The sequence below is a fragment of the Rhodococcus sp. GXMU-t2271 genome, from assembly GCF_041414735.1.
GTDB lineage: Bacteria > Actinomycetota > Actinomycetes > Mycobacteriales > Mycobacteriaceae > Rhodococcus > Rhodococcus indonesiensis.
The window spans coordinates 37591-57454 of the sequence record NZ_JAUIZP010000003.1 but is presented as its reverse complement, the minus strand read 5'-3'; the positions used below and the strand labels follow the sequence as shown (position 1 = coordinate 57454).

Here is a 19864-nt window from a genome sequence, read left to right as displayed (position 1 = left end):
CGACCGATCAGGCCCGACGTGCGAGGGTCTCGTCGACCTCCTTCTGCCAGTTCTCCAGCGCACGGGTGGTGTCCACCTCGAATTCGAAGCGCTGCACCATTTCCGGGGTGACGTCCTCGACGTCGACGAAGAACTGGCTGTACCAGCGACGCAACTGGTAGACCGGGCCGTCCTCCTCGGTCAGCAACGGATTCTCGATCCGGGTCTTGTGCTTCCAGATCTCGACGTCCTGCTTGAACTGCGTCTCCACGCCCTCGGTGAACATCGTCGCCATCGCAGCGGCCTCCTCGTCCCCGACCCCGTCCACCTTCTTGACGACGGTGCCGAACTGCAGCACGAACGAGTCCTGCGTGACAGGGTAGTGGCAGTTGACGAGCTTGGTTTCGACCGTCACATCCCCGGACACCGTGTAGACGGTGTCGAGCATGAAGGACGGACCGTAGTACATCGCGTCCGAGATGGTCTGAGAATCCGGGAGGTCGAGCTGCACACCCGTCTTGATGTCGTCGCGGCCCGTCGAACGCATATGCTGGGCGGCGACGTGCCCTTCGAAGACATTCTTGAAGTACTGCGGCATCTGGAAATGGACGTAGAAGAAGTGCGCCATGTCGACGACGTTGTCGACGATTTCCCGGCAGTTCGACCCGGTCACGTGGAAGGTGTTCCACGTCCACTCGCTCCAGACGTCGGTCCCGTAGTCGGGGATCTCCGGGATCGTCACGTCCGCCGGCGGCGGATTTCCCTGCGGATCGTTCCACACGAACAGCAAGCCGTTGCGCTCCATGCTGATCCACGACTTCGTCCGGGCAAGTTTGGGTGTGCGGCGGGCGTACGGGACTTCCGCGCACCGACCGTCGCCACCCCACCGCCAGTCGTGGAACGGGCACGCAATCGTGTCGCCCTTGATCTCGCCACGCGCCAGATTGCCGCCCATGTGGCGGCAGAAGGCGTCGAGCACGTGCAGGGCGCCCTTCGAGTCCTCGAAGACCACCAGATCGGTTCCGAAAACCTGTATCTGGTGCGGCTTTCCGTCGTGGAAGGCCTTGGCCAGGCCGAGGCAGTGCCAGCCGCGGGCATACCGCGTCGGGTTGGTCCCCGTCTCGATGCTCCGAACCTCGATGGTCTCGAGTTCGACAGTCATGAAGTCCTCCAAGTGATGTGCTTCCAGGTGCGGCGACGCCGGACCGGCTACGGTTCGATCTGCTGGGGTTCGACCCGGCGGGAGGGCACGAGCCGGCCGTCGCGCACGGCGCGATCGACCGACTCGTGCAGCGCCCCACAGCGGGGCAGGTAGGTCGTGGTCTCGTCCGCGATTGCCGCCGAAGCGAATTCACGGCACGTCTCGTGGGCCGGTCCGGTCCATTGAATGCTCGTGTGTACCGGGCTGTACTTCGCCACCAGCACCTTGTTGCCACACGTGTGGCACTCGAGCGACTGCATCCGATCACTTCCTTCCTCGGGTACACCGAGCGTAGGAAGTTCCCCGCTCCGTCGCTGCGGGGTGTCAGCTCAGCGGGACACCTGTTCGCCGGGCCGGGCCGGTTCGAGCACGTCGGGAATCTGCACGTTTCTCTCCTTCGGGTGTTCGTCCGTGGATCGGTTCATCGCATGAGCGCCTGGCCGCCGTCGACGGGCAGTGAGTGACCGGTGATGTACTGCGCCGCCGGGCTGCACAGGAACACCACCGCCGGGCCGATGTCGGTCTCGGGGTCGCCGAGACGACCGAGGGGTACGGTGTCGAGGTAGGCCCGCGCCTCGTCCGGGCTGTCCTGCGCCCAGACCTCGAGCGCGGGTGAATTCGCGAGTGGGAGAATCGCGTTGACGCGGATTCCGTCGGCCGCCCACTCGCATGCTGCCGTGCGGGTCAGCACCCGGATTGCTTCCTTGGCGGCCGCGTAGCCGCCGTATCCGGACGGGTCCCAGCGCACTCCCGCCGCGGACCCCAGGTTGACGATCGAACCCCGGCCCTTCAGGTGGGAGTGGCATGCCCGCATCAGGCGCAGGGTGGCGGTCGGTCCCGAGTCCATTCCCCGCTGGTAGACCTCCTCGTCCAGCTCGAGCAGATGGCCGTGAACGGTGGTCTGGGCGTTGTTCACCAGGATCGACAGTCCGCCGAAGCGCGCGACGACCTGCTCGACCAGACGGTCGATGCGATCCGCATCGGTGACGTCGCACTCGAATGCGGCCGCGCGACCACCCCGCTCCTCGATTTCCGCCGCCACCTTCTCGACCTTCTCCGCCGTCCGGCCGGCGAGGGCCACGCGGGCCCCGGCCGCCGCGAGCGCGAGGGCGATGCCGCGACCGACGCCCTGGCCCGCCCCGGTCACCAGGGCCGTCTCCCCGTTCAGACAGTTCACGTGCGTCCTCCTTCATTGAGTAATCGATCAATCAATCGCCAATGATGCCCCGACGGCACGAACCGGCAGACAACTTCCGCGCACAGTTCCACTGGATGGGAACCTGACAGCTGTGGAAATGGTGATCGCGGTGAACCCCGACCCGGCGTCCAAGCTGGGCTACCTGCTGCGCGTACCCCTCGACGGCGGGCTGGTGTTCCGGACCTCCGGCACCTGGCCGCGCACGAAGGCGCTGTACTGCCACCCCGTGCCGAGCGAGGAGTGGCCCGACGACCCCGAGGTCGTCGAGCGCGTTGCCGTCCGGTCGTGCGCACGCCGCGGCGCGGCGATCGACCTGGTGCTCGACCGCGGTCGCGAGAACCGCTCACAGATCGTGTACACCACCGCCCGCGGACGCGACGTCGTGTTCTGGCAGTCCCCCCGCACCCGCAAGCAGGCCCGCCCCAACGTGCGCACTCCCACCGCCCGCGCCGCGGGCGTCGCCGACCTGCCGATCGTCGTCGACTCGCACGAGCGCTACGCCTACCGGTTCGCCGACCAGCAGGTCGTCCTCACCAAGCGGGCACTGCCGTGCGGTGACTACGGCGTCTTCCACGACGAGCGTCTCGTGGCCTCGGTGGAACGCAAATCGATTCCGGACCTGGTAGGCAGCCTGACGAACGGCACCCTGCGCTACGCACTGGCCGAGCTGGCGGCGCTGCCGCGCGCCGCGGTCGTCGTCGAGGACCGATATTCGGCGATCTTCGCGCTCGACCGGGTGCGGCCGGCGACCGTCGCCGACGGCCTGGCCGAGCTGCAGGTGCGCTGGCCGAACGTGCCGATCGTGTTCTGCGACACCCGTGCACTCGCCGAACAGTGGACCTACCGGTATCTCGCGGCCGCCTACGTCTGGGCCGAGACCGAGAGCCCGGCCATCGCCCGCATCGCCGCGCCCGCCACCGCGGCGCCGTCGACGGCCGAGGTCCGAGCCTGGGCCCGCACGCAGGGCCTACCCGTGCCGGACCGCGGCCGCCTCCGCCCCGAGGTCTGGCAGGCGTGGCGCGCGGCTCACCCGGACTGATGCGATCGCCGACGATGCACTTCTCGTGACGGCGCGCCGGGCGATGGCACGAGAAGTGCTCACTCACCGGAACATTGGGCGCAACGCTACGGACGGGGCACCGATCACCTGGCGCGAGCACCGGTGTCCGGCACCACCAGGACGTCCGTGGTGGCGTGTCGCAGCACGTGCTGGGCGACGCTGCCGAGCACTGCGTATTCGAGGGCGGAACGCTCCCCGGTTCCGACAGCGATCAGCTCGGCGCGGTGCTCGGCTCCGATCTCCGGAATCATCGAGGGGGCGTGGCCGGATTCGATGCGGGTATCGGCGGGCTCGGGGATCAGGGTCGCGGCGAGTTCGTCGAGGTGGAGGCGGATCTGTTCGGTGCTGACGTGCCGCAGCTGCGCCAGCGCGGCGTCGTCGGCGCCGTGCAGTCGCATGAGTTGTTCGCCCATCACGACGGACACGTGTACGAGAACATGGTCGGCCTCGGGGGTCCAGGCTGCGGCGGTGTGGGCGGCCGAGGTGGCGGCACGAGAGGTGTCGACGGCCAGGAGGACGGTCTGGTAGGGGCCGGCCGGTGGATTCTTGACCACCAGTACGGTCGCGGTGCTGGTGCCGACGAGACGTTCGGCGGTGCTGCCCAGCAACGCTCCGGCGAGCCGGCGGGCTCCGTGCGCGCCGACGACCAGCAGGTCGGTGTCTCGTTCCCGGGCGAGGGCGCCGACGGTGGAGGCGACATCACCGGCCCGGACCACGCCCTCGATATCGCCGCCGCAGCGGCGCAGATGGTCCGTCAGGAGAGTGTGCGCGCGCCGCGTCGTCTCCGGTGCGGCCGGGGACGGCACGACCTGCACGGCGGTGAGCTGCGCGTGGTGCTCGCGGGCGAGTTGTGCAGCGCGGCGCACCGCGTCGGCCGCGCCGTCGGACAGGTCGGTGGCGACCAGGATGTGCCGAAGAGGGGACGTGTCCATCGTGCTCACGACTCGGCACGTCGGGCACGGATGCGGCGGACCGCCCATTTCTCCGCCTCGGCGACGAAGAAGACCGTCAGCCCGACGCCGAGCACCTTCGCCCACTCCACGAGCGTCAGTCCCGCGGAGCCGAACACGGTCTGGAAGAACGACGTGTAGGTGTAGAGCAGCTGCAGCCCGATGCAGGCGGTGATCGCACCCAGTACGTAGCGGTTGCCGAACAGCCCCTCCCGGTTCAGGACCGAGCCCTCGATTCGGCGGCTGTTGATCAGGTAGAACATCTCGGCCACGACGATCGCGTTGACCGCGATCGTGCGGGCCACCTCCACGGTCGTACCCGATTCCAGCTCCCACAGGAACAGCCCCAGCGCGCCGGCCATCATGAGCACCGACACCATCGCCACGCGCCACACGAAGAACGCCGACAACAGCGACTCGGTGGGCGGACGCGGCGGCCTGCGCATCACGGACGCCTCGGTCGGTTCGAACGCGAGTGCCAGGCCCAGGGTGCTGACCGTGGCCAGGTTGATCCACAGCACCTGGGCCGGGGTGAGCGGCAGCGTCAGCTGGAACAGGATCGCGGCGATCACCACGAGTGCTTCGCCGCCGTTGGTGGGCAGCATGAACAGCACGAACTTCTTGAGGTTGTCGTAGACGCCGCGACCCTCGCGCACCGCCGCGGCGATCGTCGCGAAGTTGTCGTCCGCCAGCACCATGTCGGCGGCTTCCTTGGCGGCCTCGGTGCCGCCGGCACCCATCGCCACACCGACGTCGGCGCGGGTGAGGGCCGGGGCGTCGTTGACGCCGTCGCCGGTCATCGCCACCACGTGGCCGTTCTCCTGCAGTGCCCGCACCAGGCGCAACTTGTGTTCGGGGCTGGCCCGGGCGAACACGTCGGTGTCGGCGACCACGCGCCGCAGCGCAGGTTCGTCGAGTGCTTCGATCTCGGCGCCGGTGACGGGCCGCGAGCCGATGCCCAGTCCCATCTGGGTGCCGATCTCGGCGGCCGTGTCGGCGTGATCGCCGGTGATCATCTTGACCGTGATGCCCGCCCGGTGGCATTCGCGGACCGCGACGACGGCTTCCTCGCGGGGCGGGTCGATGATCCCGACAAGCGCGAGCAGGGTGAAGTCGTGCTCGGCGTCCTCGAAGTCGAGGGTTGCACCGACGGCGTCGCGGTCCCGGTAGGCCAGGGCCAGCACGCGAAGTCCCTGCGTGGCGGTCTCTGTCGCGCGGGTGCTCCAGTAGGCCGTGTCGACGACGGTCCGCGAGCCGTCCTTCTCGAGCTGATGGGTACACGCCGCGAGCACCTTCTCCGGCGCGCCTTTGAGGAAGATCCGCTCGTGCACATCGTCGTCGGCGCGGTGCAGGGTGGCCATGAATCGGTGTTCGGATTCGAAGGGCACGACGTCCAGACGCGGCCAGGCGTGCTCGGCGTCCTGCTGAGTCAGCCCCGCCTTGCGTCCGAGTACGAGCAGTGCCGCCTCGGTGGGGTCGCCCTCGATCTGCCATGCCCCGTCCACGTCGAGCAGGCGCGCGTCGTTGCACAGCACACCGGCCCGCACGGCCAGATCCAGCGGGGGGACGGATGCCCGATCCACGACGGTGCCTTCGCCGGCGGTCAGCGCCCCGACCGGGGCGTAGCCGATCCCGCCGACGTCGATGCGGTGGTGCGCGCACAACACCTTCTGCACAGTCATCTCGTTGCGGGTGAGCGTGCCGGTCTTGTCGGAGCAGATCACGGTGACCGAACCGAGCGTCTCGACCGCCGGTAGTCGCCGGATCACCGCGTTGCGCCGGGCCATCCGCTGCACCCCGAGCGAAAGGGTGACCGTCATGATCGCCGGCAGCCCCTCGGGGATGGCCGAGGCGGCGAGCGCGACGACGAGGGTGAACATCTGCGCCGGGGATTCCCCGCGCCACGCGATTCCGAGTACGAACGTCACCGCAGCGGCGACCAGGATGACCACGGCCAACCACCGGGCGAACCGGCCGATCTGCCGCAGCAGCGGCGTCGTGGTCTTCGGAATTCCGGCGAGGAGGGCATTGATGCGGCCGAGTTCGGTGTGGACACCGGTGGCGGTGACCACGCCGTCACCCTGCCCGAACACGGCAACGGTTCCGGCGTAGGCGGCCGACCGGCGGTCCCCGAGTTCGCTGTCCGCGTCCACCGGGTGGGACGTCTTGTCCACCGGGACGGATTCCCCGGTCAGGGCCGCCTCGTCGACTCGGAGTTCGCGCACGCGGATCAACCGCAGGTCGGCGGGCACCCGGTCTCCGGAGACGAGCCGGACGACGTCGCCGGGCACCAGGTCGGCCGCGGGGAGATCGACGATCCGTCCGTCCCGGTGCACGCGGGCGCGGGGTGCGAGCATCGCCCGGATCGAGTCGAGCGCCGATTCGGCCCGCCCCTCCTGCACGAATCCGAGGAGCGCATTGATCACGACGGCGGCGAGCAGCACCGCCGTGTCGATCCAGTGCTGCAGGAACGCGGTGATGACCGCGGCGCCGAGCATCACGTAGAGCAGGACGTTGTGGAACTGCCGTAGCAGCCGCCACCACCAGCGGTCCGACGGGGGACGCGGGAGCTCATTCGGACCGTGCTCGGTCAGCCGCCGCTCTGCTTCGTCCGAGCTCAGCCCGGTCGGCGAGGTGCCCAGACGATCCAGCGTGGCGGTGGTGTCGAGCGCGTGCCATCGGTGCATTACTTGCACTTTACCAAATCAGGTGTGGCGGGTGCTGAACCTTCGCGGCGAGAGCGCGCGCACGGAGAGGACCGTCCGACGAGTATCCGGCCCCACAGCGACCGCAACGTCAGACACGTCCGTGGGCGCGGGTCAGCCGCGAGTACAGCAAGGCGAGCCCGACAAGGACGGCGAGCCACGTGACGACGTGGAAGATCCCGTCCCACAGTGTGTCGATCTCCAGGCCGTGAACGACTCCGGGCAGGGCCAGCTCCCGGGCGGGTGCAGCGGTCCGTTCTGCCTCGACCATGACGCCGATCCCTTCGTGAATGCCTCGTGTCGAAGCACCCATACGGATCACGCCGAAACGGGGATGTCGGGCGCTGCGGGTCAGTGCCGGGCACTGCCCACGGTCTCGTGCGTCCCGGTGTAGTGCATCGGGCTGTCCAACAGGTGCGCCGGGGGCAGGTTGCGGTCGGGCGTGTGCACGACGGGCGCGTCCGCCGGGACGCGGCCCCGGGCCCGATCCCAGCCGGCGCGGGCGCGGGGATGGTAGCGATAGCGCCGGGGAACGAGCTTCTCACCCAGCCCGATCGATCGGCCGACGAGGCGGTGCAGGCGCTGCTCCCGGCGCGAGAAGGTGTACCCGAGCAGCTCGCGCACCGCCGGGTCGTACAGGCCGACCGTCAGCCACAGGAACCCGCGGGTCACCGGCGGCCGCAGCACCGCCCACACGCTCGCGGGCACCCACCGCACGAACGGCGGCCGGCCCAGGTGCGAGAGGTCGAGCACGTCGCGGGTCGCCTTGTTGTCCTCGAGGACCTCGCGGCACATGCGGTCCCAGTAGCACAGGAAATCCTCCCAGCTGTCGGGGACGGACCGCATCGACATCCCGTAGAGCCGGTACCACTGCACGTGCTCGTCGAACAGCCGGTGCTTGTCGGCGAGCGGGAGCGGGCCGTCGAACCATTCGATCGAGACGACGAGGCTGTAGAAGAACGTGGCGTGCGCCCAGTAGAACGTGTCGGGGTCGAGGGCGTGGTAGCGCCGGCCCTGCTTGTCGATTCCCTTGATCGTGTCGTGGTAGCCGCGCACCCGCGCGGCGGTCTCCGGGGCGCGCGGCCCGTCGAAGACGACCCCGTAGATGGGGTACAGCGAGCGGTACAGCCGTTCCCACCGCTCGTCGAAGAACTGCGAGTGCTCCTCCACGGCCGCGCCGAGACCGGGGTGCATGTTCTGCATCGATCCGGCCCACGGCCCGAACACCATTCCGCGCCAGCCGCCGAAGTACTTCCACGTCAGGCTGTCCGGGCCGAGCGGCACCACCTCGTTTTGACTACGCACGTTGTCAGTTTGGGGCGCGACCCGGAGGGTGTCAAGGGCACATGGATCTGCTCGCATCTTCGGAATCTGCCCACGCCGTGAATTTCCGGGAACACGAGGATCTGCGATCGGTCGGGCATGCGCCACCTCGGACTCGGCGGTCCCCGGCCGCGACCGCCGCCCGATCACGACGGTTGGTGCGTCCGATGGACGGCGGAGTGCACCGGCACACGCCTGCGAACACGGCACGGCACCTCGCCGGCCGGGTGCAGCAGCAGGTCGACGGTCAACGGCACCGACCCAGGAGGGGAGCGGAACTCGAACTCACGCAACAGGATCGCCAAGGTCACCGCTGCCTCCAGCATGGCGAAGCGCTGACCGATACAGCCGCGGGGACCGTGACCGAAGGGGAACCACGCATACTTGTGACGCTCCTTCACCCTGTCCGGAGTGAAGCGATCCGGGTCGAACCGGAACGGATCCGGCCACAGATCGGCACGATGGTGGATCACCCACGGCGCCAGATTGACGTCCGCCCCTGCAGGGATCCGGTACCCGCACACCTCGCTCTCCTCGACGGCCCGCCGTGTCAGGTACGGCGAGGGTGGATACAACCGGGCAGCCTCCTCGAGCACCATCGTCGTGTACGTCAGCCTGTGGACGTCGGAGGCAGTCGGTGTCCCGGCGCCCAGCACGCGTTCGGCTTCGTCCCGCGCCCGATCCTGCACACCGGCGTCCTTGCCGAGCAGGTACAGCGCGAACGTCAACATGGTCGCCGTGGTGTCGTGCCCTGCCAGCAGGAACACCTTGACCTGATCGCGAATTTCCTCGGTGGACAACGTGTCGCCGTCTTCTCGGGCCGCCACCAGGCGCCCGAGCAGGTCCGTCCCCGGTTCGGCGACGGTGCGGCGACGCTCGATGATCGCGTCACACAACCCGTCGAGGCGCGATTCCGCACGCGCGATTCTGCGATTCCCCGGCGTCGGCCACGTCGAGGGAATCCGAACTGCGGATACCCCCCGCTGCAGGACGGCGCGTCCGAGGACGGGCAACGCCATGCGCAGGACCGGCAGCATCCGGGGCGCCTGCACGCCGAAAAGGATGCGAGCGGCGACTCCGAGCGTCAGCGCCCTCATCTCCCCGTCGAGGTCGACGAGGTGACTCGGACAGTTGTGCCACCGGACGGCCACCCGCTCCGCTTCCTCGACCATCGGTGTCACGTAACCATCCACACTGCGCGGGGTGAACAGGGGCTGGATGAACCGACGCTGACGCAACCATGTCTCGTCCTGACTCGTGACAAGACCGTTCCCGTACAGGTCGCGCATCGCGCGGTAGAACTCCGAGTCCTTCCGGTAGTCGAGGTGACGCGGGGCGTTCAGCAGTTCCCCGACCCCGTCCGGGTGATTGACCGTGAAGAACTCGCGGCGCCGACCCGGCAGCCCGACGACGTAGCGTACGACGTCACCTCCCTCGGCATACCCGCGCAGGCCGAGTTCGAGAGGATCGCGAAGCAGTTCCCTCGTGGATCCCAAGAGCCACGTTCCCCGGACGGTCGGTGGCTCCCATGACGGTGTGCACGGTGGGGGCGTTCGCCTCGGCTGCGGCGGTGACAGCGGGCTGCGGATGCTGTGGGATGACATGGCTGTCCTTGTCGTTCGGATGGTCCGGGCAGGATTTCGACGCGGTGACGACCTGCCGGGCGGCCCGGATCCCAGGACCGCACACTCAGCATCGGACGCCCGACGCCGGAGGATGCGAGTAGCGCACTACCCCAATCCGGCCTTCGCGCCGGGCCGCGGTACGTAGGGGGCACGCCGCGTCCGTACCGGCCCCGCGGGCACGGACGCGAATCGAGTATCTCCCTACTCGTGCCACTCCGGCGCACCGGCGCAACCCTCGATGCATGGACGAGAACGTCGAGACCTGGGATGCCCTGTCGAAGAAGCTCCCGGAGCCGTACGCGACAGCGCGACCGATACGGGCGGGGGAAGCCGGCAGCGAACCGCTCGCCGAGTACATGGACGTGGGCGCGCCGGACAGAGTCGTGCGCGTCGCGGAGGCCGAACCGGAGACCCTCCAGGTGCCGTTCGACGCTGGAGCACCGCTGCTGTGGTGAAATGGAATTCGCATGTGCTCAGCGCGTGGCCGCTGACCGGCCGGGGGACGATCTGCGAATCGTCCGCGGCGCGATCGCCGGGGCCAGCTCCGGCGCCGGCGCCGCACCTACCGGACGGCAGGAACGGAGTCGTCCCGAAGCGTCCCGCTGGGTGCGTTCGCCGACGTCGTCACCGACTTCGGTGCCGACCCGCTCATGCGGGTTCGTGACGTTCTCACCGAGCCGGTCGGGGGCCGAAGCGGATGTCCGAATCGGTTGTGCATCAATGCCACTGCTCGCGCAGCAGGGCTGCGAGCTCGTGCCGGTCGTGAGTTCCGGTCTTGGCCTGGGCTCGATACAGATGACCTTCGACCGTTCGTACCGACATCGTCAGCGCCTCGGCGATCTGCCGATTCGTCAGCCCCTGCATCACCATCGAGATGACCTCGCGCTCACGAGGAGTCAGAGGGAGGTCACGGTCCGCCATCTCACGGAGGGCGGGGGTGGTCAGCCCTCCGCACTCCCGGGCGAGGCGTTGCGCGCGGGCGCCCAGCGTCAACGACGACCCGCGCAGGTTCGCACGAGCGAACGCGAGGGCGGCGCGCGCAGCAGCGTCGGCGGCTGCAGCGTTATCCCCCATCTCCTCGAATTGCGTTGCCACCGAGGACAGAGCTTCTGCGTCGTGGGCGGACACGGCGGAAGCGAACGCGGCCGCGATACACGCGCGACGGCTTCCCGTGCTCTCCGCAAGCTGCGCCAGCCGCCCTCTTCCCGTCACGTCACCCAGGTGAACTGCGACCTGTAGGCACATCACTTCCCGGGCCTTCTGATGATGCGCGACGGCGTACTCCGCGGCCCGGAGCGCGACCGCCGCCGCTGTACTGACTTCCCCCAGCGCCGCATGGCTCCAGGCATGAGCGAGCAACCGTTCCGAGTCGACGAAGTCGAAGGCCGGGTGCCGGTTCCGGTCGACATCGGACAGCAGAGCCGTCGCCGCAGTACTGCGGCCTGCCATTGCCAGTGCCTGAGCGAGGAGTATGCCGTACCGGTACATCAGGACCGGGTAGTCGAGCGACTCGAACTCGGCGAAGGCCCGCTCGAGGTGTTCGAGGGCGAGTGCCAGGCGCCCGCCCCCGAGGGCCGCCATGCCCGCGATCGCGGTTCCCACCGCGCTCGTCACACCGGGGAGCCGAATGCACTCGCGATAGGTGCGCGACGCGACGGCTTCGGCTTCGGCCACCTCGCCGGCCAAGAGCATCGCGCCGACATGGAACTCGACGAGTCCCACGCGCTGGTACGAGGCTTCCTGCCAGGATGCCGCCAGCCGGTAGCCCATCGATGCGGTTTCCGAGGCCAGGTTCGACTCGCCCACATCCCCTGCCGCGATGACAGTTCCCCAGATCGCGCACATCGCCGCCGACGGGGGCACCCGTGTCGTGTCGACATTCTGGCCGAGTTCGAGTGCGGTCAGGGGATCACCCGCGACAGCGCTCTGTACGGCTCGAACGGCGCGCAACGACTCCGCTACGGTCGGCGGGGCGTCGCCGAGCGCGTTGTCGACGATCCGTTTCGACTCCTCCGACCGCGCAAGGATCCACAGCATGTTCGTAGCCCGGAGCGTCAGCAGACGCGCGAGCCGATCGTCCGTCAGACTTTCCAGCGTCATGGCGGCGAGCACATCCTCGGCCTCGGTTCCCCGGTTCAGCAGCAGGAGGGCGTGAGCACGGCAGAGGTCGGCTTCGGCCCCGCCGCCGGCGAGCGAACTCGCATGCGCCAGCCGCTCACAGAGGGACATATCCAGCAGCGCCATCGCGCCCCGAGCGGCGCGCAGGAACAGGTCCGGGTCGATCGGCAGGTCCGAGTCGGCGTGCAGGACCGCCCGCCGTACGACGTCCTCGGGTCCGGACGGCGGGCGAGGCGCGAGCGCCGACACGACCCGCCCCCGCAGGCGCCGCAGGCGCGTATCCCCGGCTCGTGCTCGACGCAACTCTCCGTACAGCGGATGAGCCATTCGTGCAGTTCTCGGGCGACCTTCGGCGTCTATCCGAATGAGCCCGCGGTTCTCCGCCTCTTCCACCGCATCGAGGTCGGACAGCTCCGACAGCACCGGGACGGGCAGCGGTTCCGCCACCGCGACCGTGTCCAGGACCGTGCGCACCGCCTCCGGCAGCCGACGGATCTGCTCGCCGAGCAGATCCGCGATACTGTCGGAAACCGTGAATTCCCCCTGCCAGCACCATGATCCGTGGCATTCTCGCAGACGGCCGGCGGTCACCTCCTGTGCGACGAGATGACGCAGGTACAAGGCGTTGCCCCGCGTCAGATTCCACACTCGCGACGCCGATTTCTCGTCGACGGGACTGCCGAGCACACTGGCAAGCAGTGCGTCGGACTCGGATCGCGACAAGGGCTGAAGGTCGAGCCGGTGAAGCATGCCGTCCTTCCACAGGGCGGTCACGGCATCAGGTGCCGGCTCTCCGGACCGCACCGTGACGATCAGCCGGGCGGTCCCACGCAATGCCACATGGTGGATCACGAATGCCGACAGTTCGTCGAGCAGATGCGCATCGTCGACCGACAGCACCTCGTCCGAACCTTCGGAAGCGGACGACTGCACGAGCTGGTCGATCAGCTGAAGGGGATTGGAGGTGGGATGGTCACACCATCCGGCCAATGCCCCCAGCGGCACCGTCCGCGCCGATGCCGTCCCCACTGCCGACCGCACCGACAAGCCGGCGGACATCGCTCTGAGCACCAATTCGTGCGCCAGTCGGCTCTTGCCCACCCCGGCCTGGCCCGCGATCATGCAACCGCGGTAACCGTCGGTGCCGTCGAGTGCCCCCTCGAGCAGACGCAATTCCTCGGTGCGTCCGATGAGCGGCCCTTCCCCCGCCATAACGGCATGGTAGGGACGTCGCTCGTGCCGTGTCCACCGTCACAGAGCGGCCCGGGAGGTCGAGGGCACGTGGACTTGCTCGCATCTTCGGAATCTGCCCATGCCGGGGTCTGTGCGAATCCCGAAGATGCGGGCAAGTCCTTCCCCAATGCGGTTCGCTCAACCGAAGGAGAAGTGCTCGCTTCCGACGAACCGGGTCTGCGCCGGGCCCGGAATCGAGACGTCGATCGACCCGACGCTCCGATACACGTGGTCGTCGTCCTGGCAGTCCGCATCGACGGTGTAGTCGCCGTCGGGCACGTTGTCGAAACGCACGGTTTCGTAGTCGGCGTAGTAGATCTCCGCGACTCGGACGTCGGGGATCCCGTCGATCACCGCGTTGCAGTAGTGCGGGTAGTCCGCCTCGGGAGCCCGGTAGTAGATGAACTTGACCGTGATCGTGTGCTCTCGCACGCTCACGCTCCAGCTGCCGTACGGGTAGGGATCCACTGCCGATGCCGTGGGCGCGAGGCCCGTCGTCAATGCGAGCGGCGCCGCGAGGGCGATCGCTGCGCCTCCGAGCTTCGAGCCCTTCATGGGCGTTCCTTTCGACCGTCGACCAGCCCCGACCGGTTCAATGGTCGGCCCAGGTGTGGGTACAGGAACTGCAAAGCGCCGCAGTCGATCACAACCCGTGATCGACTGCGGCCGTCCGTCATCTCACCGTGACACGGCGGGTCACGAAGCAGTCACGCCGTGGCATCGCCGGTGCAGCGCGCGCACCTCGTCGACGAGTTCCGGTACCGGACCCTCGACCGTCACCCCGGGTGCGACCTCCCGGATCGGCAGGGACCGGACGGGCGCCGGCGGCACCCCGAGCTCGTCGAGCCAGCCGGCGAGTTGCGCCGACGACGCCACGTACACGACGCGTCCGAGCCCGACCCAGCCGTGCGCGGCCGCGCACATCGGGCAGTGCTCCCCGGAGGTGTACACCGTCGCGCCGGCGCGCTCGGCCTCGCTCATATGTGCGGCGGCCCAGCGGGCCAGTTCGAACTCGGGATGCCTGGTCCGGTCCCCGCCCGCGACCCGGTTGCGGTCCTCGGCGAGCCGCGTGCCGTCGGCCGACACCAGCACCGAGCCGAACGGTTCGTCGCCGGCGTCCAGCGCCTCCCGTGCCAGTTCCACGCATCGTCGCAGGTGCGTCATCTCCGATTCGTCGATCACGTGGCCCTCCCGGTGTCGCGGTCGTAGACCGCATCATGTCACCGCGGTCGTCGACCGCATCATGTCACCGGGCCATCCTCAGCCCGCGCAGGTGCCCTCGTCGGGCGCTCCGGCGAACCGCCGGTCCATCCAGTCCATCCCCTCCACGGCGGCGGGAAGCAGGCCGATTCCGTGACCCGCGCCGGTCCCGGGCAGCACCGGCGGAACGGCATAGCGCCGATAGGTGACGGATGTGCCTCCGGCACACCATTTCCCGACCATCGTGTCGACGCCGCCGACCTGGACGAAGTCGTCCGTCGCGTTCTGCGCGACGAACGTGGGGATCGTGGGTGCGATGTTGCCGAGTTCCTGCTCGCGCACGAGCGACGCCCACGGTTCGGTGGCCAGGTGATCGGCGATGGGCCGGCCGTCGACCGTGTACCAGGCCGTGGGGAAGAACGGATTCATGCGGGGCGCGTCGTAGACGCAGTACGTCTCGGCGCGCGCGAGAATATCGCGTCCGGCGGGATTGAACACCCCGAGCAGTTCCTCCCGCACCTGCGGATAGGCCGCGGCGAAGCCGTTGACGACCCAGCCGATCCCGCCGGAGAGCAGCGATCCGTCGCCGGCGACGGCGAGGTCGGCGAGCGACGCGGGCGGGGAACCGGCGACCGCGGCGACGACGGGTAGTTCGGGGGCGTAGGTGTCGGCCAGTTCCGCGGCCGCCGCCGACGACATGCCGCCCTGCGAGTAGCCCCAGAAGCCGATGCGGGTGCCCTCGTCGATGCCGCGGTCCGTCAGCTGCAGCGCCGCACGGGCCAGATCGAGCATGGCGTGCCCCTGCGAGACGCGGTTCAGGTAGGGATGCCCGCCGGGCGTGCCGAGGCCCTCGTAGTCGGTCATCGCGACGGCGTAGCCGCGCGCGAGCAGCGGCACGATGTGCAGGTACTCGTACTCCTGGAGGTGGTTCGTCAGCTTCGACGGTGCGCACTGGTCGCCCATGCCCTGCGTGCCCGGACCGAGGACGATCGTCGGGCGCGGACCGTCGCCGGACCAGGGTTGCGAGGGCACGAACACGGTGCCGGTGACCGCGGTCGGGCCGCCCGTGGCGTTCTCGCTGCGGTACATCACCCGGGTGGCGGTGGCGTCGAGCGCCGGGGCGACGACGGGTTCGGTGCGCAGGACGTCGCCGGCCGCTCCGCCGGGCAGCGGATCGGATGGGAGGTAGAACTCGTCGTAGCCCGAGGCGGACCCCGTGGGAGCGGCAGCCGCGACGGACCCGGCGACGAGAGGCGCCAGCAGCAGGGTCAGGGCGGCGGTGAGCAGACGGGCGGTGCGCGTGGGCATGCCGAGCATTCTGCACACATATGTACCCCGAAGGAAGGCGCCGCGACGACGATTCTGAAACGAGTTCTACGACCCTTCCGGCGCTGCGCCCGATCACCGGGACGATCGCTGCCGCCACCCCCGCGCCGCGGCTAGGGTCCGGATCGCCGCTGTATCCGCAGGACGGAAGGGACGCGACCATGACCGTCGAAGAGCGACTGGCCCGGCTCGAGGCGCTCGAGGAGATCCGGATGCTCAAGCACCGGTACTTCCGCGCGTGCGACGCCAAGGACCCGGAGGGCATGCGCGACTGCTTCGTCGCCGAAGGCGCCGACATCTACTACGGCCCCGCACTGGGCAGCTTCGACGACGCCGACGGTCTCGTCGCCGTCTACGCCCGCCTCGCGCTCGAGCGCCTCGACGACCGGTACGTCATCCTCGACATGCACCACGGCATGCACCCGAGCATCGAGATCACCGGCGACGGCACCGCGACCGGAGCATGGACCCTGCGGTTCCGGCAGGTGGACCTGCGGGCCCGCACCGAGCGGGTCAGCGCACTCGACTACGACGACGACTACGTCGTCGAGGACGGACGATGGAAGATCGCCCGGTGCCACGTGCGGGTGCACTGGTCCATCGAACGCCCACTGACCGACGACGTGAAAGTGGCGCATTAACGCCTCTCCTTCCCGAAGGCAGGAGATTCCCGACTCAGACCGCAACCGCACCACCACCGGGAGGGAGGTGATCCGCTTGACTCACGTCGTCGACACCGGTGTGGCCACGCTCCGCCACAGCCAGAATCACTCTGGCAGCGTTCCGGTCCCGACACGCGGTATGCCCGCACGCCCAGCACCGGAAAATCCGTTCCCCGAGTCCGAGGCGTTGCTCGGCTCTCGCGAAACACCTCGAACACGTCATGGTCGTGTACGCGGGCCGCACCACCACCACCTTCCGGCCGGCCCGCCGGCCCCGCTCGAGCAACTCCCGTTTCACCGTCGCGATCGCGGCATCGGCGGCCGTGCGCGCCATCGTCGACCTCGACAGGAACCGAGGTCGGAAATCCTCCACCGCGACCAGATGATGCGCCTCGACCACGGCCCTGGCCCAGATCCGGCCGTCGTGCCGGTTCTGTCGGGCCGCCTTCTTCTGCAGCTTCGCGGCCCGGGTGCGGGCCCGCCGATAGCCCCTCGAGGGTGGGTGCCCCGTGCCTCGGCGGCGCCGCGCCATCGTCCGCTGCGCTCTCGCCAACTCCGCCGCACACCGTTTCCGGTGCCCGTGCTGCGGCAGGTCGAACCGCTCCTCGGTGGCCGTCGCGGTGCGGGCCACGCCCCAGTCGATCCCGACCGCGCTGTTCGGGTCGGCGGCCGGGATCGGCTCGGCCTCGCGGGTCACCACGAACGAGGCGTACCAGTGCCCCAGGCAATCGCGGGTGATGCGCACACTCGACGGCTCCGCCGGCAACACCCGCGACCACACCACCGGCACACGCACACCCTTGGGCAGCACCAGCCGGCCGTCGCGGATCCGGAACCCGCGGCGGGTGTACTCGAGCGACGGCAGGGTCTTCTTCCGCGCCTTGAACCGCGGCCGGCCCCGGCCCGGGGCCGTGAACGACGCGTCCAACGCCTGCGCGTAGGTACGCAGCATCTGCTGCTGGGCGACCTGGGAGCCGTCCCGCAACCACGACGAGCGGGCTCGGGCTTCGGTCAACTGTTTGCCGAGTGTCCCGAAACTCGGTGGGCGGCCCGTGGCGAACTGGTGGACGGCTTCGTTCCACAGGAACCGGCAGCGATGCCACTCGGCGATCAGGGCAGCCGCGGCGGTGGTGCCCGGCCGCAACCGGTAGTTGTAGCGCACCACCTCGACCCCCATGCCGGCACGCTAACCGACCCCACCGACAGGTTCGCCCGACACCACCACTCCCCCGAAAGGAGGACGGCGCTTCCTCTCCCTCGTGAATGAGGCAGTATCGCGCCGCACATCAGATGACCGAAGACATGACCGAAGACACGACCGAACACAAGGTAGCCCTCGTCACCGGCGCGAGCCGCAGCGTCGGCAAGGGCATCGCGTGCGCCCTCGGCTCCGACGGCTGGACCGTCTACGTCACCGCCCGCGGACCGGTCGGCACCGACGGGCCACTGGACCGCACCGCCGCCGAGGTCACCGCGCGCGGCGGGACCGGCATCGCCGTGCAGTGCAATCACACCGACGACGAGCAGGTCCAGGCGCTGTTCCGGCGCATCGCCGACGAGCAGGGCGGCCGGCTGGACCTGCTGGTGAACAACGTGTGGGCCGGGCCGCCCGGTTTCGCGGGCTTCTCCGAGCCGTTCTGGCAGCGCCCGCTCTCGGACTGGGACTCGCTCGTCGGCCTCGGACTGCGTGCGCACTACGTCGCGTCCGTCGAGGCGGCGAAGCTCATGGTGCCGCGCGGCAGCGGAACGATCGTCAACATCTCCTCGTTCGGCACGCGCGGCTACCTGCACTCGGTGCTGTACGGCATCTCGAAGGCGGGGCTGGACAAGATGGCCGCCGACATGGCCGTGGACCTGCGCGGGACCGGCGTGACCGCCCTGTCGGTGTGGCCGGGGCTGGTCAAGAACGAGGCCATGCTCGCCCGCGGCATCGACAACTTCGAGGGCTTCTCCCTCGCCAACGCCGAGACCCCCGAATTCGTCGGACGGGTGATCGTCGCGCTCGCGAACGACCCGAAGGTGAACAAGCGCAGCGGGCACACCCTGATCACCGCCGAGACCGCTCTCGACTACGGGGTCGTCGACGTCGAAGGCAATCAACCGGATTCGCACCGGGCGGCGTTCGGCGGCGGCCCACTGTACTGATCCGCGGAGGGCGCCGAATCCTCGGTTGTCCCTCCCGGGAACGAGATAGCCTCCGGGAAAGGGCGAGAGGGCGGGCACCATGCACAGCGAGAACATCCCCGTCGCCGGCTCCGGCGGCACGGAATCGACGGCCGTGCTGGATCTGCCGGAAGGCCCGCCGCGCGCGTTCGCACTGTTCGCCCACCGCTCCGGCACGGCAGCGTCGCGGATCTCGGAGACCCTCACCGAGCACGGCCTCGCCGTCCTGCGCGTCGCCTGCGAGGGCACCGCCTCGGATTCCGAGGTCACCGTCCTCGTGCACGCCGCAGATCACCTACGCGACCACTACGCCGCTCCCAGCGTCCTGATCGGCCACTCCTTCGGGGGCGCGGCCGTCCTCGCGGCGACCGAGCACGTGCCCGAGACACGAGCCGTGGTCACGATCGGCGCCCCTGCGGCGACCGAGCAGATCGACAAACTCGGTGCCGCACTGCTGGTGATGCACTCCCCCGACGACGACACCGTCGACATCGACAACGCCCGGCAGATCTTCGAGGCGGCCCGTCACCCCAAGTCCTTCCTGTCCGTCGACGGCGCCGACCACCTGCTCACCCGGCGGTCCGACGCCCGGTTCGTCGCCTCGACGCTGGCGGTCTGGGCGGGCAGGTACCTCGACGAGCACCCGCGGCCCGAGCCGCCCCCGGCCGAGGGTGCCGTCGAAGTCTCGTGGAACGGGGCCACCCGGTTCGGGCAGCGCATCGCCATGGGCCGGCACCTGATGACCGCCGACGAACCCACACCCGTGGGGGACGACACCGGGCCGTCACCGTACGACCTGCTGCTCGCCTCCCTCGGTGCCTGCACGTCGATGACGTTGCGCATGTACGCCGACCGCAAGCAGTGGCCGCTCGAGAACGTGTCGGTTTCCCTGCGCCACAGCCGGATCCACGCCGCCGACTGCGAGGACTGCGAGACCCGGACGGGGCGGCTCGACAGGATCGAACGCGTGATCCGGCTCGCCGGTGATCTCGACGAGCAACAGCGGCAGCGCCTGCTCGAGATCGCCGACCGCTGCCCGGTGCACCGGACCCTGCACTCGGAGATCGTGGTGGACACCGCCCTGGCAGCCGGTGACCGGGCCGACGACGCGCCGGCCTGAG

General features: G+C 69.3%; 18 protein-coding genes. 5 read left to right on the top strand and 13 right to left on the bottom strand.

From position 1 onward, the window contains the following. Positions 1-7 precede the first annotated feature (7 nt). From QYS60_RS02340 to QYS60_RS02330, 3 genes are all read right to left on the bottom strand, one after another. Complete coding sequence (locus tag QYS60_RS02340) at positions 8-1141, bottom strand: Rieske 2Fe-2S domain-containing protein (RefSeq protein WP_289378206.1); 1134 nt, start codon at positions 1139-1141, stop codon at positions 8-10. 47 nt (positions 1142-1188) lie between these two features. Continuing rightward, positions 1189-1440 (bottom strand): hypothetical protein, encoded by a 252-nt coding sequence (locus QYS60_RS02335; RefSeq protein ID WP_140188859.1) that lies wholly within the window; start codon positions 1438-1440, stop codon positions 1189-1191. Positions 1441-1601: 161 nt separating this feature from the next. Beyond that, a complete protein-coding gene (locus tag QYS60_RS02330; RefSeq protein ID WP_010593336.1) occupies positions 1602-2357 on the bottom strand; it encodes an SDR family NAD(P)-dependent oxidoreductase in 756 nt (251 codons plus the stop codon). Positions 2358-2475: 118 nt separating this feature from the next. Between QYS60_RS02330 and QYS60_RS02325 the strand changes: the two genes are divergently transcribed. Next, on the top strand, positions 2476-3417 hold the full coding sequence (locus QYS60_RS02325; protein ID WP_010593337.1) for an ERCC4 domain-containing protein: 942 nt from the start codon (positions 2476-2478) through the stop codon (positions 3415-3417). A 104-nt stretch (positions 3418-3521) separates the two neighbouring features. On the opposite strand, the gene QYS60_RS02320 is transcribed toward QYS60_RS02325, so the two are convergent. From QYS60_RS02320 to QYS60_RS02300, 5 genes are all read right to left on the bottom strand, one after another. Then, a complete protein-coding gene (locus QYS60_RS02320; protein WP_289378241.1) occupies positions 3522-4370 on the bottom strand; it encodes a universal stress protein in 849 nt (282 codons plus the stop codon). A gap of 5 nt (positions 4371-4375) precedes the next feature. Beyond that, a complete protein-coding gene (locus QYS60_RS02315; RefSeq protein ID WP_289378208.1) occupies positions 4376-7075 on the bottom strand; it encodes a cation-transporting P-type ATPase in 2700 nt (899 codons plus the stop codon). A gap of 109 nt (positions 7076-7184) precedes the next feature. Continuing rightward, complete coding sequence (locus tag QYS60_RS02310) at positions 7185-7364, bottom strand: DUF2243 domain-containing protein (RefSeq protein WP_225223188.1); 180 nt, start codon at positions 7362-7364, stop codon at positions 7185-7187. An 80-nt stretch (positions 7365-7444) separates the two neighbouring features. Beyond that, the gene (locus tag QYS60_RS02305; RefSeq protein WP_289378242.1) at positions 7445-8377 is read right to left on the bottom strand and encodes an oxygenase MpaB family protein; all 933 of its coding nucleotides are present in this window, start codon (positions 8375-8377) and stop codon (positions 7445-7447) included. A gap of 185 nt (positions 8378-8562) precedes the next feature. Further along, the gene (locus QYS60_RS02300; RefSeq protein ID WP_289378209.1) at positions 8563-9912 is read right to left on the bottom strand and encodes a cytochrome P450; all 1350 of its coding nucleotides are present in this window, start codon (positions 9910-9912) and stop codon (positions 8563-8565) included. Positions 9913-10283: 371 nt separating this feature from the next. Between QYS60_RS02300 and QYS60_RS02295 the strand changes: the two genes are divergently transcribed. Then, on the top strand, positions 10284-10496 hold the full coding sequence (locus tag QYS60_RS02295; RefSeq protein ID WP_289378210.1) for a hypothetical protein: 213 nt from the start codon (positions 10284-10286) through the stop codon (positions 10494-10496). A gap of 262 nt (positions 10497-10758) precedes the next feature. On the opposite strand, the gene QYS60_RS02290 is transcribed toward QYS60_RS02295, so the two are convergent. The 4 genes from QYS60_RS02290 to QYS60_RS02275 form a co-directional block, all read right to left on the bottom strand. After that, positions 10759-13371 carry a LuxR C-terminal-related transcriptional regulator gene (locus QYS60_RS02290; protein WP_371382327.1) on the bottom strand — a complete coding sequence of 871 codons (2613 nt, stop codon included), beginning with the start codon at positions 13369-13371 and terminating at the stop codon, positions 10759-10761. A 159-nt stretch (positions 13372-13530) separates the two neighbouring features. Beyond that, on the bottom strand, positions 13531-13947 hold the full coding sequence (locus QYS60_RS02285) for a hypothetical protein (protein WP_289378212.1): 417 nt from the start codon (positions 13945-13947) through the stop codon (positions 13531-13533). Positions 13948-14088: 141 nt separating this feature from the next. Beyond that, a complete protein-coding gene (locus QYS60_RS02280; RefSeq protein WP_289378213.1) occupies positions 14089-14574 on the bottom strand; it encodes a nucleoside deaminase in 486 nt (161 codons plus the stop codon). A 78-nt stretch (positions 14575-14652) separates the two neighbouring features. Further along, positions 14653-15909: a lipase family protein gene (locus QYS60_RS02275; RefSeq protein ID WP_371382326.1), complete on the bottom strand. Its 1257-nt coding sequence runs from the start codon at positions 15907-15909 to the stop codon at positions 14653-14655. Between the two features lie 170 nt (positions 15910-16079). Here QYS60_RS02275 and QYS60_RS02270 point away from each other — a divergent pair, with 170 nt between their 5' ends. Next, positions 16080-16559: a nuclear transport factor 2 family protein gene (locus QYS60_RS02270; protein WP_289378215.1), complete on the top strand. Its 480-nt coding sequence runs from the start codon at positions 16080-16082 to the stop codon at positions 16557-16559. A gap of 34 nt (positions 16560-16593) precedes the next feature. On the opposite strand, the gene QYS60_RS02265 is transcribed toward QYS60_RS02270, so the two are convergent. After that, on the bottom strand, positions 16594-17757 hold the full coding sequence (locus QYS60_RS02265) for an RNA-guided endonuclease InsQ/TnpB family protein (RefSeq protein ID WP_371382325.1): 1164 nt from the start codon (positions 17755-17757) through the stop codon (positions 16594-16596). Positions 17758-17882: 125 nt separating this feature from the next. Between QYS60_RS02265 and QYS60_RS02260 the strand changes: the two genes are divergently transcribed. Together QYS60_RS02260 and QYS60_RS02255 are read left to right on the top strand one after the other, a co-directional pair. Further along, complete coding sequence (locus tag QYS60_RS02260) at positions 17883-18725, top strand: SDR family NAD(P)-dependent oxidoreductase (RefSeq protein WP_371382324.1); 843 nt, start codon at positions 17883-17885, stop codon at positions 18723-18725. A 79-nt stretch (positions 18726-18804) separates the two neighbouring features. Next, entirely contained in the window at positions 18805-19863 is a 1059-nt protein-coding gene (locus QYS60_RS02255) for an OsmC family protein (protein WP_371382323.1), read from the top strand. The last annotated feature ends 1 nt before the right edge of the window (position 19864 follow it).

Excerpts from the sequence above, each read along its gene's own strand:
- QYS60_RS02260 (WP_371382324.1), top strand. The coding sequence starts at position 17,883 with ATGACCGAAGACACGACCGAACACAAGGTAGCCCTCGTCACCGGCGCG.
- QYS60_RS02270 (WP_289378215.1), top strand. The coding sequence starts at position 16,080 with ATGACCGTCGAAGAGCGACTGGCCCGGCTCGAGGCGCTCGAGGAGATC.
- QYS60_RS02315 (WP_289378208.1), bottom strand. The coding sequence starts at position 7,075 with ATGCACCGATGGCACGCGCTCGACACCACCGCCACGCTGGATCGTCTG.
- QYS60_RS02255 (WP_371382323.1), top strand. The coding sequence starts at position 18,805 with ATGCACAGCGAGAACATCCCCGTCGCCGGCTCCGGCGGCACGGAATCG.
- QYS60_RS02295 (WP_289378210.1), top strand. The coding sequence starts at position 10,284 with ATGGACGAGAACGTCGAGACCTGGGATGCCCTGTCGAAGAAGCTCCCG.
- QYS60_RS02275 (WP_371382326.1), bottom strand. The coding sequence starts at position 15,909 with ATGCTCGGCATGCCCACGCGCACCGCCCGTCTGCTCACCGCCGCCCTG.
- QYS60_RS02310 (WP_225223188.1), bottom strand. The coding sequence starts at position 7,364 with ATGGTCGAGGCAGAACGGACCGCTGCACCCGCCCGGGAGCTGGCCCTG.
- QYS60_RS02290 (WP_371382327.1), bottom strand. The coding sequence starts at position 13,371 with ATGGCGGGGGAAGGGCCGCTCATCGGACGCACCGAGGAATTGCGTCTG.
- QYS60_RS02320 (WP_289378241.1), bottom strand. The coding sequence starts at position 4,370 with ATGGACACGTCCCCTCTTCGGCACATCCTGGTCGCCACCGACCTGTCC.
- QYS60_RS02340 (WP_289378206.1), bottom strand. The coding sequence starts at position 1,141 with ATGACTGTCGAACTCGAGACCATCGAGGTTCGGAGCATCGAGACGGGG.
- QYS60_RS02285 (WP_289378212.1), bottom strand. The coding sequence starts at position 13,947 with ATGAAGGGCTCGAAGCTCGGAGGCGCAGCGATCGCCCTCGCGGCGCCG.
- QYS60_RS02265 (WP_371382325.1), bottom strand. The coding sequence starts at position 17,757 with ATGGGGGTCGAGGTGGTGCGCTACAACTACCGGTTGCGGCCGGGCACC.
- QYS60_RS02325 (WP_010593337.1), top strand. The coding sequence starts at position 2,476 with ATGGTGATCGCGGTGAACCCCGACCCGGCGTCCAAGCTGGGCTACCTG.
- QYS60_RS02335 (WP_140188859.1), bottom strand. The coding sequence starts at position 1,440 with ATGCAGTCGCTCGAGTGCCACACGTGTGGCAACAAGGTGCTGGTGGCG.